12 protein-coding genes are annotated in these 13,510 nt (G+C 66.9%); 1 reads left to right on the forward strand and 11 read right to left on the reverse strand.

Annotated features, from left to right (window positions below; translation table 11 throughout):
- Positions 1–66 precede the first annotated feature (66 nt).
- From H0264_RS26330 to H0264_RS26365, 8 genes are all read right to left on the reverse strand, one after another.
- The gene (locus tag H0264_RS26330) at positions 67–2,196 is read right to left on the reverse strand and encodes an acetate--CoA ligase family protein (RefSeq protein WP_181580035.1); all 2,130 of its coding nucleotides are present in this window, start codon (positions 2,194–2,196) and stop codon (positions 67–69) included.
- Between the two features lie 76 nt (positions 2,197–2,272).
- Positions 2,273–3,415: an acyl-CoA dehydrogenase family protein gene (locus tag H0264_RS26335; protein ID WP_181580036.1), complete on the reverse strand. Its 1,143-nt coding sequence runs from the start codon at positions 3,413–3,415 to the stop codon at positions 2,273–2,275.
- Complete coding sequence (locus tag H0264_RS26340; RefSeq protein WP_181580037.1) at positions 3,416–3,844, reverse strand: Zn-ribbon domain-containing OB-fold protein; 429 nt, start codon at positions 3,842–3,844, stop codon at positions 3,416–3,418.
- A gap of 5 nt (positions 3,845–3,849) precedes the next feature.
- Positions 3,850–5,013: a thiolase family protein gene (locus tag H0264_RS26345; RefSeq protein WP_181580038.1), complete on the reverse strand. Its 1,164-nt coding sequence runs from the start codon at positions 5,011–5,013 to the stop codon at positions 3,850–3,852.
- 11 nt (positions 5,014–5,024) lie between these two features.
- On the reverse strand, positions 5,025–6,284 hold the full coding sequence (locus H0264_RS26350) for a cytochrome P450 (RefSeq protein ID WP_181580039.1): 1,260 nt from the start codon (positions 6,282–6,284) through the stop codon (positions 5,025–5,027).
- Complete coding sequence (locus tag H0264_RS26355; RefSeq protein ID WP_181580040.1) at positions 6,281–7,738, reverse strand: aldehyde dehydrogenase; 1,458 nt, start codon at positions 7,736–7,738, stop codon at positions 6,281–6,283. Before H0264_RS26355 ends, H0264_RS26350 begins: the two co-directional genes overlap by 4 nt.
- A gap of 44 nt (positions 7,739–7,782) precedes the next feature.
- Positions 7,783–8,877 (reverse strand): NAD(P)-dependent alcohol dehydrogenase, encoded by a 1,095-nt coding sequence (locus H0264_RS26360; protein ID WP_181580041.1) that lies wholly within the window; start codon positions 8,875–8,877, stop codon positions 7,783–7,785.
- Positions 8,878–8,903: 26 nt separating this feature from the next.
- Entirely contained in the window at positions 8,904–10,433 is a 1,530-nt protein-coding gene (locus H0264_RS26365) for an acyl-CoA synthetase (protein ID WP_181580042.1), read from the reverse strand.
- A gap of 249 nt (positions 10,434–10,682) precedes the next feature.
- Between H0264_RS26365 and H0264_RS26370 the strand changes: the two genes are divergently transcribed.
- Positions 10,683–11,318 (forward strand): TetR/AcrR family transcriptional regulator, encoded by a 636-nt coding sequence (locus H0264_RS26370; protein WP_181580043.1) that lies wholly within the window; start codon positions 10,683–10,685, stop codon positions 11,316–11,318.
- A 47-nt stretch (positions 11,319–11,365) separates the two neighbouring features.
- Here the strand turns inward: H0264_RS26370 and H0264_RS26375 are convergent, their stop codons facing one another.
- From H0264_RS26375 to fabG, 3 genes are read right to left on the reverse strand one after another with little or no spacing between them, the layout of a single operon-like run.
- Positions 11,366–12,226, reverse strand: coding sequence for an enoyl-CoA hydratase-related protein (locus H0264_RS26375; RefSeq protein WP_181580044.1), 861 nt, complete (start codon positions 12,224–12,226; stop codon positions 11,366–11,368).
- A 45-nt stretch (positions 12,227–12,271) separates the two neighbouring features.
- Positions 12,272–12,724 carry a MaoC family dehydratase gene (locus H0264_RS26380; protein WP_181580045.1) on the reverse strand — a complete coding sequence of 151 codons (453 nt, stop codon included), beginning with the start codon at positions 12,722–12,724 and terminating at the stop codon, positions 12,272–12,274.
- Between the two features lie 19 nt (positions 12,725–12,743).
- Positions 12,744–13,505, reverse strand: coding sequence for a 3-oxoacyl-ACP reductase FabG (gene fabG / locus H0264_RS26385; protein WP_181580046.1), 762 nt, complete (start codon positions 13,503–13,505; stop codon positions 12,744–12,746).
- Between the last annotated feature and the right edge of the window lie 5 nt (positions 13,506–13,510).

A 13,510-nucleotide genomic window follows, 5' to 3' on the forward strand; every position in this document is an offset into this window, starting at 1 on the left:
CAACCCGAGGAGTGTGCCCCGCATCGATCGCGACCGCACGCCGCCACTCCGTCGCGCACCGTAACGTCAGGCGTCGTCCTTCCAGGTGACCAGGGCGTCCAGGGCTTCGACCACGGTGCCCGCCACTCGCAAGGGGTTGATTTCCAGTGATTCGAGGTTCTCCCCCAATGCCTCGGCGAGCGCTCCGACGCGGGAGATTACGGCCGCGAGGGCGTCGAGATCGGCGGGGTCCGTGCCACGGGCACCCTGCAGCAGCGGGAGGCCGCGCAATTCCTCGAGGAGACGACGGGCTTTGGCCGGGGTGACTGGGAGGGGCGTGAGGGCCGAGTCGCGCAGGACTTCGACGAACACTCCGCCGAGTGCGACCGCGAGCATCAGACCCCACTGTGGGTCACGCACGACGCCGACGAGTAGTTCCACACCGCCCGAACGCATCGGCGACACCAGCACGCCCTCGATCCGGGCGTCCGGAACCGCCTCGGCTGCCGCGACGACCTCCCGGTATGCGCGACGGACCTCCCCGTCACCGGTCACTCCGAGGCGCACGCCGCCGAGGTCGCTCTTGTGCAGGATGTCCGGCGACACGATCTTCACCGCGACGGCTCCGTCGAACTCGGCTGCTGCCGCGACGGCGTCGTCCGCGGAGTTGACCAGCCGGGCCGGGACCACCGGAATGCCTGCCTCGGTGAGCAATCGGCGGGCTGATTCTTCCGACCACGGACCCCGCCTGTCTCGGATCGTGGGCGCTACTTGCGGCGCGTCGAGTGTTCGCGGGCTGATCAGATCCCTGGTCGTCTCCGACCACCAGCCGATGTTGCGCAAGGCGACCACGGCCTGCTTCAGTCCGGGTACGGCATAGGGGATCTCCGCTTCGTCCATGACTCGACGGGTATAGGCGGTTATCGGCTGGACCACCTGGCTGACGTAGACCACGGGTCCGGCGGCCTTGCCGATACCGGCGCCGATGGCGTTGATGGCTGTCTGGGCCGCGTACGGTTTGCTGTCACTACCCTGCCAGGGCAGGGTGTTGATCACCGCGACCACACCGACGGAGGGGTCGGCCGACATCGCCTCGATGCAGCGGGTGAAGATGCCGGGGTCGATGATCGCCGCGCCGGTGACGTCCAGTGGGTTCTGCACGGTGCCGTACTCGGGCAGGATCGCGGTCAACTGAGCCACCGTGTCCTCGGCGATGGTGGGCAGCGGTGCGCCGATGTCATCGGCGCGGTCGGCCAGGATGTCGCATGCCCCACCGGAAATCGACACCACCCCGATCCCGGGCCGATCCAAGCGCCCGAGGTGCGCCGCGGCGCCGGCGGTGATCAGCATGTCCTCGACGGTGTCGACCCGGATGACCCCGAGGTCGCGGAATATCGCGTCGATCGTGGCGTCATCGCCGACCAGCGCGCCGGTGTGCGCCGCCGCGGTGCGCGCGGACAGTTCGCTGCTGCCGGCCTTGAGCACCACCACGGCCTTGCCGGCTTCGGCGGCCCGGCGGGCGGCGGCGCGGAACACCTCCGGATCACGGATGGCCTCCATGAAGATCGCCACCGCCCGGGTGTGCTCATCGTCCACGAGGTAGTCCAGCACATGTCCGGCCGTGATCATCGCCTCGTTGCCGAGGGTGACCAGGTAGGACAGTCCGATACCGGTCATGGCCGCGAAATCCACCATCGCGCCGCAGCTGGCCCCGCTCTGTGACAGCAGCGCCACCGGCCCGGACTCGCGCGGCAGGCCGGGGATCGACGCGACCGGCACCTGCTCGGCGAAATTGGCGAAACCGAGGTGGTTCGGTCCGAGCAGCACCATGCCCAGCGATTCGGCGTGGGCGACCAGTTCGGTCTGTGCGCGCCGACCGGCCGCACCCGCCTCCCCGTACCCGGACGACAGCACGACCGCGTTGCGGATCCCGGCCGCGGCCGCATCGGTGAGCGCATCGAGCATGCCGGCCTGCGGCACCATCATGAACGCGACATCGACCGGTTCGCCGATCGCGGCACACGAGGTGACCGTGGGCCGCCGGTGTGTTTCCACGCCGCGACGGTTGACCAGGAACACTCGGTCGCCGAACCCTGCCTTCAGCAGATTGCGGTACGTAGTGAGGGAGAACCCCGATTTGTCCGACGCACCGACGAGCGCGACGCTGCGCGGGCGGAACAACGACGCCAGCCGTTCGGGTGTGATCTGTGAGGTCATCTCGATTCCTTCATCGGGAGAACAGAAGCATGCGGGGATGCGTTATCGATCGGGATCCGTTGAGCCAGCAGCGATCTCAGAGCCCGTAGGATTTGGCGATGATGTCGCGCTGAACCTCGGAGACGCCGCCGCCGATCGTTATCGCGATCGCCTGCCGAACCTGGCGCTCCATTCCGAACTCGACGGCGTATCCGGCGCCGCCCATCAGCTGCATCGCCTCGAGGGTGGCGCGTTTGGCGAGCTCGGCGGCCTGCAGTTTGGCCATCGAAGCCTCACGCGGCAAGGGTGTTTCGGGGTTCTGGTCGACCAGGTGCGCGATGCCGTAGACCAGGTGCCGGGTCGATTCGATCGCGGTGGCGAGATCCGCGAGGCGGTGGCGCACGGCTTGGAAGCTGCCGATCGTGCGTCCGAACTGCTTGCGCTCCTTGACATATGCCACCGCATCGTCGAAGGCGCGCTGCGCGCGCCCCAGGCCCTGCGCGGCGCAGAGCAGCCGTTCGTGGTTGAGCCCCGCCATCAGCTGCCGCCAGCCGGCGCCGGGGGTGCCCAGGAGCCGGTCGGCCGGAACGCGGACATCGGTGAAGAAGACCTCGTTCACCTCGCTCCCGCCCATGGTTTCGATTGCCCGAATCGTCAGGCCGGGTGCCGAAGTCGGCACGCTGATCATGCTCAGGCCCTCGTGTCGCGTGCTCGCCGGCTCGGTCCGGCACACGACGAGCAGGTGATCCGCGACGTGCGCCGCGGTGGTCCACATCTTCTGTCCGTTGATCACGTAGTGGTCGCCGGACAACACGGCCCGGGTGGACAGGTTGGCGACGTCGGATCCGGCGTCCGGCTCGCTCATGGCGATCGCCTCGACCCGGCCCGCGCAGATGCCGCCGAGGATTTCCTGCTTCTGATCCTCGGTGCCGAACCGCTCGTAGGGACTCGCGACGATCATGCTGACTCCGAGCCCCGCGACCGGAAGCAAACCGCGGTTGACCTCCTCGATCAGCAGGCAGAGTTCCACAGCCCCGCCGCCCCCGCCGTCGTGCGCTTCCGAGATGCCGACGCCGACATATCCCAGCTTCGCGAGCTTCTCGTGCAGCTCGGGATTGTGCCCGCGGAAGCGCTCGTCGGAGAGCGTGGCGAGCTGCTCACGGGTGCCGGCCTCTCGATCGGAGAAGGCTCGAAGCGCTGCGGCGAACGCGCGCTGCTCCTCCGTCAGGATCACAGACAACTAGGCCTCCTTTGGACTCGAGCTCGCCGGGGCGAACACCGGATACGAGTCGCCCTCCGCGGGATGGACGAACGCGACGGTCAGGGACAACCCGGCATGCAACCGGTCCGGTTCGATGCCGACGATGCGCGCATTGAGCCAAGGTCCCTCGGCCAGTTCGATCAGTCCGACCGGGAAGGGCACCTGGTCCGCGAAGGCGGGATGCGGCGGATGGTGGACCACCGACCACGAAATCAGCTCACCTGAACCGGATGCGTTGTGCCACTCCAGGTTCGAGCTTCCGCATGCACAGGTGCGCGATTCCAGACCGAGCGGATGACCGCAATCGGAGCACTTCCGGATGAGCAGGCGGTCGGCCGCACTGGCATCGAAGAACTCGGCACTGCGTTCGTCGCGCACGACCGGGGGACCGGAGATCTGTGTGGTCACGGTTGTCACGCCCCCTTCAAGACGAGAGTCGAATGGTGATCGAGCACACCGCCGTTGCCACTGACCAAGATCACGTCACGTTTGCCCACCTGGCGCTCGCCCGCCTGACCACGGCCCTGGATGACAGCTTCGGTGAGAGGCGTCATACCCCACAGGTAGTACGACGACAGCTGCCCGCCACCGGTATTGAGCGGCAACGCGCCTCCCGGTCCGAGCCGCCCGTCGGCGACGAACGCGCCGCCCTCACCCTTCGCGCAGAATCCGTAGTCCTCCAAGGTGATCAGGACCGTGAAGGTGTAGCAGTCGTAGAGTTCGACGAGGTCGACGTCGCCGACGGAGACCCCGGCCATCTTCAGCGCGGTCGGGCCGGAAATAGCTGCGCCCGTGCGCAATCCGAACTCCGAGCCCCGTTCGGCGAGCTGACCGGGATGGCCCTGGCCCCAGCCGAGGATGTCGACCGGCGGCTGCGCGAGGTTTCGTGCCCGCTCCGCGGTGGTGACGATCACCGCGGCCCCGCCGTTGGAGACGAGACAGCAGTCGAGCAGATGCAGGGGGTCGGCGATCCAGCGGGAATTCTGGTGGTCCGCCAACGTGATCGGATCACGCAGCTGGGCAAGGGGATTCAACGCGGCCCAGGACCGCTGTGCGACCGCGATATGCCCGAGCTGCTCGCTGGTGGTTCCGTAGGTCTCCATGTGCCGACGGGTGGCGAGCGCGTATCTGGCATTCGCGTTGGTGATGCCGCTGGCGATGTTGTAGCTCGCGAAGCCGGTGGCCGGTTTGCGGCCGCGACCGGTATAAGCCGCGCCCGCGGACAGTTTGGGTTGCAATGGCGCGTCGGCGAAAACACATGCCACGGTCTCGGCCATACCGCTCGTCACCGCGGCGGCCGCGTACGTCAGCATCGATCCCGCGGTGGCACCGTAGGCGTTCATTTCGGTGAGCAGTCGCAGATCGCGCAGTCCGAGAACATTGGCCAGGGAGATGCCGAGATCGCGCCTCAGGCCACTGGAGACCAGCAGTCCGTCGATGTCTGTTGCCCGCAATCCAGCGTCGGCGGCGGCGCGGCGGACCGCGTCGGCGGCGAAGTCGGTGGCGCTGCGACCGTAGATTTTGCCGACCTCGGTGATGCCGAGGCCGGCGATGGACGCCCGGCTCGAATCCTTCACGTGTGACTCCTTCACGCGCCGAATTCGCACGGCATCGCGCGGACGCCGTGGATGAAGTCGCCGACGAGGTACTCGGGCGCGCTGGCCCGAATATCCGGAATATTGCGCAGCAGTTCGGAAAACAGCGCCCGCAACTGAGTTTTGGCGACATGATTGCCGAGGCAGAAGTGGGGGCCACCGCCGCCGAAACCCAAGTGCGGGTTCGGATCACGGCTCAGATCGAGCCGGTCGGGGTCGGCGAAGACCGAGGTGTCCCAATTGCCGGAGGGATAGACCATGACCACCCTCTCACCGGCCTTGATCACCTGGCCGCCCAGTTCGTAGTCGGCTACGGCGGTGCGGCGGAACGTCATCACCGGCGTGGACCAGCGCACGAATTCCTCGACGGCAGTGGGGATCCGGCCGTCGATGTCGGCCATCAGCCACTCCCGTTGTTCCGGGAAGTCGGTCAGGGCCCGCAGGGCGTGGCTCGTGGTCTGGCGGGTGGTGTCGTTACCGGCGACGCACAGCAGGACGAAGAACGCGGCGATCTCCTTGTCGGTGAGCCGCTCCCCATCGATCTCGGCCTGCACAAGGTTGGTCATGAGGTCGTCCGCCGGATCGGCCCGCCGCCGCTCGGCCATCTCGAGCGCCAGTTGGTGCAGGTACATGGTCTGGACCACGAGCAGCCCGAGCGGATCACGCCCGGCCAGGTGCACCTCATCGTTCAGTGACACGAGGTCGTTGGCGGCCTCGGCCGCTTCCACACGGCGATCCTCCGGGATACCGACCATATCCGCCAACGTGCGCAACGGAAGCAGGCTGGAACACTGGCGCACGAAATCCACCCCGCTGCCGGCGGCGGCGAGTTCGCGCACGATGTCCGCGGCATTGGTCTTGATCTGGTCCTCGATGCGCTTCACCTGCCTCGGGGTGAAGGCCGCGCTGACCAATTTGCGAATCTTGGTGTGCCGTGGCGGATCCATGGCGAGGAAAGACTGGGTGGCTTCGAGCGCTTCCTCGGGCATGTCGGCGAACAGCACGCCCTTACCGGAGATGAAGACATCGTGACGGCGACTGACTTCGACGATGTCGCGATGGCGCACGACCGCCCAGAAGCCCACGGCATCCGGGTTCTGCTGCAACGACTCCGGGGGGCGCTGCCAACTGACGGGCCGTTGCTCGCGCAGGACCGCGAAACTCCGCTCGCGATCGGCTGCGGTGGTGGACCAGAACGCACGCGTGGACAGGTCGATCGCATCGTACGGGCGAGTGGAAATGAGAGCATTCATCGTGCGGTCCCCCGCGGGGAAAGATAAATCGACTTCAGTTCGACATAGGCGTTCAGCCCCTCCGGGCCGAATTCCCGGCCGAGTCCACTGGCTTTCACCCCGCCGAAGGGCGCACCGATGTCCAGGTTGTAGAAATTGACGCCGATGGAGCCGGTCTCGACTCGCCGCGCCAACTCGACTCCCTTCTCGGGGTCGGAGGTCCAAATCGTGCCGCCGAGACCGTATTCGGAGTCGTTGGCGATCGCCACGGCCTCGTCGATATCGCCGTAGGGGATCACGGTCAGCACCGGGCCGAAGATCTCCTCACGGGCGATCACCGAGGTGTTGTCCGAGTCCGCGAAGACCGTGGGCTGCACGAACCACCCCTGTTCTCGGTCCGGTCGCCCGCCTCCCGCCGCGACCCGGGCACCCGATGCTTTCCCCGCGGCGATATAGGACTCCACCCGGTCGCGCTGTCGTCGGCTCACCAAGGGGCCGACGTGGGTGGCCGGATCCATGGGATCACCGACTGTCAATGCGTTGGCGAGACCGGCGACCGCATCGACGACTTCCCGATACCGGCTGTGCGGGGCGAGGATTCGGGTGGACAGGTAGCAGGTCTGGCCATTGTTGAGCAGCGAACCTGTTGCCAGGCCGGTGATGGTGTCGGCGAGATCGGCGTCGTCGAGGACGATCGCCGCGGACTTGCCGCCGAGCTCCAAGGTGACCGGCCGCAACAGGCGTCCGCATACTTCGCCGATGCGACGGCCCGCCGCGGTGGATCCGGTGAAGGCGACCTTGTCCACTCCCGGATGGGCGACGAGGTGCTCACCGGCGTCGACGCCGCCGGTGACCACGTTGAGTACGCCGGCGGGCAACCCCGCTCGCTCGGCGGCGGCCGCGAGTTCGAATGCGTCCAAGGACGTTTCGGGGGCGGGCTTGAGCACCACGGTGCACCCCGCGGCCAAGGCGGGCGCCACCTTGGCCATGGTCAGCGCCTGCGGGAAGTTCCAGGGCACGATCGCCGCGACCACGCCGACCGGCTGACGCCGGACCAGTGTGTCGCCCAGGCCGTCGGCGCGCGGCCGAAGTTCCTCGAAGGCGATGGTCCGGGCGAGGGCGGCGTAATACCGCAGCAGTCCGACCGGCCCCGAGCCCTCGGCGAAAGTCGCCACCGCGATCGGCATTCCGTTCTGCCGGGTGGTCAGCGCCGCACGATCGGCGAGATTCTTCTGCAACTCATCGGCCAGCCGCTCCAGCAGCGCGGCCCGGTGCTCGGCGGTGAGCCCGGCCCATTCCGGGGCGGTCAGCGCGCCGCGTGCCGCGGCGACCGCACGGTCCACGTCGGCGGGGCCGGCGGACGGAACGGTGCTGAAACTCTGCTCGTCGGTAGGGGAAATGACGGCGATCGGAGGGGTTTCGCCACTCGGCCGGACCCAGGTCCCGCCGATGTAGAAGGAGTCGTATTCACGCATGCTGCGCTTCCTTTGTGATCGAATCCGCTGTCCTGCAACAGATCTCAGGCAGGAATCAGTACCGGTTTGACAACTGCGCCGGACAGGGTCGCCTGTTCGGCGTCGTTGATGCGGTCGAGGGGGAAGGTCTGAATGAGCCGGTCGAACGGGAACAGGCCCTGCTCCCACAGCGCGATCAGCTGGGGGATGAACACCTGCGGGACGGCACTGCCCTCGATGATCCCGGTGACGGTACGGCCGACGGCCAGGTCCGACGGGTCGATCACCAGCTCACCTCGCTGGATGCCCACCAGCCCACAGGTTCCGGTGGACCGCAGTGCCCGGATCGCGGTGGAGATCACCGCCGGGAGGCCGGTGGTGTCGAGGCTGTAATGCGCGCCGCCGCCGGTTACCTCCCGCAGGGCCGCCGCCAGGTTCTCGTCGGCTCCGTCGAAGGTATGCGTGGCGCCCAGCTCCCGAGCCAGTTCGAGTCGAGCGGGGTTGAGGTCGACCGCGACGATGGTGGCCGCACCGGCCACCTTGGCCGCCATCACCGCGCTCAGGCCGACGCCACCCGCCCCGAATACCACGATGCTCGACGCTGCCCGGACATCGAGCGCCAGGAGAACCGAACCGGCGCCGGTCTGGACGCCGCAGCCCAGCGGGCCGAGCAGTTCCAGCGGCAGATCCTTCGAGACCCGCACGGCGTTGCGCGCCGATGCCAGCACATGGGTGGCGAAGGACGACTGGCCGAACCACCGGGCCGCGACCGGCTTGTCGTCCGCGTCGGTGACGGGGGTGGAACCGTCGACGCCGAATCCGACGAGGTTCCTGGCGAGGAAGGTGTCGCAGTAGGCGGACTGCGCGGACTGGCAATTGGTGCACGACCGGCAGGAATCGAAGGACAGTACGACGTGGTCGCCGAGTTCGAGGCCGGTGACGCCGGAGCCGACCGCCTCGATCACTCCGGAGCCTTCGTGCCCGGTGATGATCGGCGGTTTGGCGACGTAGTTCGGCACCCTCGGCAGCAGATCGCTGTGGCACATCCCGGCGCCGGCGATCCGCACGCGGATTTCCCCCGGCCCCGGCTCCGCCAGCTCGACGTCCTCGATCTGGTACGGCTTGTCGTGGGCGCGCAGCACCGCGGCTTTGATCAGCATTGTTGTCTCCTAAAGGCGATTAGGGTCTACCGGTAGAGGTCGCGGAGCTTGCCCTTGACAAGCTTTCCGGTGGGTGTGCGGGGTAGGTCGCGCGTGAATTCGACGCGACGGGGCACCTTGAAACCGGCGACTCGGTCGCGGAGGTAGTTCCGCAGCTCCTCCGCCAACTCCGGGCCCGCGTCGGAGTGTCTGACGGGTTGCACGATCGCCAGGGCGGCTTCGCCCATCTCCGGATCGGGCACACCGATCACGGCGACATCGAAAACCTTGGGGTGCAGGGCAAGACAGTTCTCTATCTCCTGCGGATAGATGTTCACGCCACCGGAGATGATCATGAAAGCCTGGCGGTCGGTGAGGAACAGGTAGCCCTCGTCGTCCACGTAGCCCAGGTCGCCGGTGGTGGTCCAGGTCGAATGGGCCGGATGCCTTGTGTGCGCGGACTTATCGGGATCGTTGTGGTAGACGAACGGCGGCGTGTCGCGCTCGAAGTAGATCGTTCCGGTCTCACCCGGGGGAAGCTCGGCGCCGTCGTCGCCACAGACCCGGATGATTCCGGCGCCGGCCCGGCCGACCGAGCCGCGCTTGCGCAGCCACTCCTCGGTGGAGATGAAGGTGATGCCGTTGCCCTCGGTCGACGAGTAGTACTCGTACAACACCGGCCCCCACCAGTCGATCATCGCCTGCTTCACCTCGATCGGGCAGGGCGCGGCGGCATGCACGGCGACTCGCAGGCTCGACAGGTCGTACCGGTCGCGGACGCCCTCGCCCAGCTTGAGCATGCGCACGAACATCGTTGGGACCCATTGGCTGTGGGTCACCCGATACCGCTCGATCGTCGCCAGCGCTTCCTCGGCGTCGAATCGCTCCATGAGCACCACGGTCCCGCCCAGCGCCTGGACGACTCCGCTGAATCGCAACGGGGCGGCGTGGTAGATCGGGGCCGGGGACAGATACACGCTGTCCTGATCGAAGCCGTACATGTGCCCGAACACCGCGACGTAGCTGTCACCCGGCTCGTCGACCTGACAGTCGGGCAGTGGCGGCTTGATGCCCTTGGGCCGGCCGGTCGTGCCCGAGGAATAGAGCATGTCCGATCCCCGCGGCTGGTCCGGCAACGGTTCCGGCGACGACTTGTCCAGCGCCGCTTCGTAGGAGTCGTAGCCGTCGACGGATCCGTGATAGGCGAGGCGGACACGGACGTTCGGCACCTCGCCGGCGACCTGCTCGGCCAGGTCGGCCAGTGACGCCGCCGCGATCAGGACACCGGCCCCGCAGTCGTCGATGATGTAGGCGGCTTCGGCGGGCGTGAGATGCCAGTTGACGACCGTGATGTACAGGCCGGAACGCATTGCGGCCCAATATATTTCGAAGACCCGAGGATGATTGTCGGCCAGCACCGCGATGTGATCGCCGCGGCGTAGCCCGACGTCGTGGAGGAATCGCGCCAACCGTGCCGAATTCCGATCGAGATCCCGGTACGTGAGCGTCTCGCCGGTAGACGCGAGAACCGCGGCCGGCTTGTCGGGAAATTGAGAAACATACGCGCCGGGATACATCTGACTCCCTTGTCGATGACAGTTGAATGTCGTCGCACTCCCGCTCGCCCCAAGCGACGCGGTGCCGACGAATCGAAGGCGTTGCGGATGCGGCCCTTGCGGCCACCATCGCTGAATGTGACGCTAGCCATAGTTAGACAGTGTGTCAAGACACAGTGTCTAAACCTCTGTCAAGGCAGCCTGTGACTAGGCTGGCCTGATACCTCGACCGAGAATCGACGATGCCGCACAGAGCGATTGGAGCCACCGATGCCACCGATGACTCGCAGTTCACAGCCACGGCGCAGAGAAAAACGAATCGCCCTCGAGGGCCGGCTGCTCGATGCGGCCGAGACGTTGATGAGCGAGCAGAACCTGACGTTCGCCGAACTGAGCGTCGATCGGCTGGCCGGCGCTGCCGGCATCTCCCGAGCCTCGTTTTATCTCTACTTCGAGGACAAGGGACAACTCCTGCGCCAATTGGCGCAGCAGGCACTCACCGAAATATCCGAAGCAGCCAAGACCTGGTGGCTGGCTGCCGAGCGGAACAATCCCGATGATCTACAGCAAGCGATGAAAAACGTCCTCGCGACCTATCGGCAACGCCGCCTGATCTTGTCCGCGGTCGTCGAGGAAGCCACCTACGATCAGGGCATCGCCGAAGTCTTCAACGAACTGATCGATGGCGTTCGCAACACCACTCGCGAGATCATCGAACGCGGACAGGCCGGCGGCCGCATCCGCCCCATGCCCGCCGAGGAGATCGCCGGCGCCCTGACCTGGATGGTCGAACGCGTCTGCTACCAGATGATCCGTAACACCGAACCGGAGAACGACGAGACGCTCGCCGCCGCCCTGACCCAAATCATCTGGAACACGCTGTATCTCACCGATCCGGCACAGTGAACCGACCTCCCTCCACCGTCGGATGACGACCGTGACGCCGTTATCGGTCAGCCCGATCGGCGAGGCCACACCGGGACCATCGCGGGGAGGTCGGCAGCGGGACCGAGTTGGAACGCGGGCTTCCGCCGTTCCAGGAACGCGGCCACGCCCTCGGCGAAATCCTTGGAGCCGATGAGCGCCCCGAGCACCTGAGATTCCAGCCGGTGCGCGACCCACGGGCCACCGTCCTCGGCCATCGCCCACATCATCTGTTTGGCCGCGGCGAAGGCCACCGGGGCAACGTTCTCGGCTATCTCGGCGGCCAGCGCGTAGGCCGTCTCGAGCAGAGCGTCATCCGGGCACACCCGCGAGACCAGGCCGCCCGCGAGTGCTTCCGCCGCTCCGAACGTCCGGCCCGTCGTGACCCACTCCATCGCCCGCGACATACCGACCAGCCGCGGTAGGAACCAGGTCGACGCGGCTTCGGGCACCAGACTGCGCCGAGTGAAGACGAACCCGAATCGCGCACTCTCGGAAGCGATTCGGATATCCATGGGCAGGGTCAGCGTCGAACCGATCCCGATCGCGGCGCCGTTGATCGCTCCGATCACCGGCTTCTGCATGGCGGCGATACGAAGGGACGCATAGCCTCCGCCGTCGCGCGCGGTGCCGTCGTCGAAGACCGGACCGGTGTACCGGGTCTGGTCGAACTCCCCCGCGCCTGGATCAAGGTCGGCGCCCGCGCAGAACGCACGCCCGCGCCCCGTCACGATCACGGCCCGGACCGAATCGTCGGCGTCGGCCAGATCACATGCGGCGACGATTTCACGCGCCATCCGGTAGGTGAATGCGTTGAGTCTGTCGGGCCGTTCCAAAGTGATCGTTGCCGTTCCGTCGGTGACGGCATAGTCGATTTCGGTGAAATGCATGGCTGATGGCTCCGTTTCGTGCTGTTCCGGAATTGGCCGCGTAGCTCAATCCACGAGTAGCAGCAGCCATTCGGCCACACAGGCCGGTTTGGCGCCGCCGTCGATCTCGACGGTCGCGGTGATCGTCATCCGCGTTCCCGCCGGAGTCGGTTCGACCGCACTGAGTTCGGCGCCGGCGCGGACCCTGTCCCCCACCTTCACCACAGCGGGGAATCGAACCTTGTTGCAGCCGTAGTTGATTCCCATCTGCAAGCCCTCGACACGCCAGATCTGCGCGGTGAGCACGGACATCAGGGAAAGGGTGAGGAATCCATGCGCGATGGGGGCACCGAACGGCCCCGCGGCCGCTGCCTCCGGGTCGACATGGATCCACTGGTGGTCGTCGGTCGCGTCGGCGAAGAGATCCACCCGCTGCTGGGTGACGGTCAACCAGTCGCCGTAGCCCAGATGCGTGCCGACTGCCGTCGGCAGCTCGGCGATTCCGTTGAAAATCATCATCTTTCGTCCTTCTGCCGGATCAGGCGGTCGGGCCGCCCGCGACGTACAGCACCTGGCCGGAGATGTACCCCGCCCGCTCCCCCGCGAGGAAGGAGACCGCGGCGGCGATGTCCTCGGGCTTGCCCGCCCGGCCGACGGGGATCTGTTTGACCACCGCGTCACGGAACTCCTCGAACGACAGTCCCATGCGTTCGGCAGTCGCCGCGGTCATCTCGGTTTCGATGAATCCCGGCGCGATCGCGTTGACGGTGACGCCGAACCTGCCCAGTTCGATCGCGAGTGTTTTGGTGAAGCCCTGCAGGCCGGCCTTCGCCGCGGAGTAATTGGCCTGGCCGCGATTGCCGAGCGCGGAAGTGCTGGACAGGTTGATGACCCGGCCCCACCCGGCGCTCGTCATGTAGGACTGCACCGCCCGGCTCATCAGGAACGAGCCCCGCAGGTGGACGTTCATCACCGCGTCCCAGTCGCCCGCGGTCATCTTGAAAAGCATGTTGTCGCGGATGATTCCGGCATTGTTCACCAGGACGGTGGGTGCGCCGAGGTCAGCGGCGACACGCTGCACGGCGGCGGTCACGCCGTCCTCATCGGAGACGTCGGCGGCCACCGCGAGAGCGCGGCCACCTGCCACCTCGATCTCCTCGACGACCGTCTTGCATGCGGCCTCGTCGAGGTCGAGAACCGCGACGGCGCATCCCTCGGCGGCCAGAGCCTTCGCGGTGGCCGCGCCGATGCCGCGTGCGGCTCCGGTGACGATGGCTGTCCGGGCACTGTCGGTACTCATCTTCT

Source organism: Nocardia huaxiensis, from assembly GCF_013744875.1.
GTDB lineage: Bacteria > Actinomycetota > Actinomycetes > Mycobacteriales > Mycobacteriaceae > Nocardia > Nocardia huaxiensis.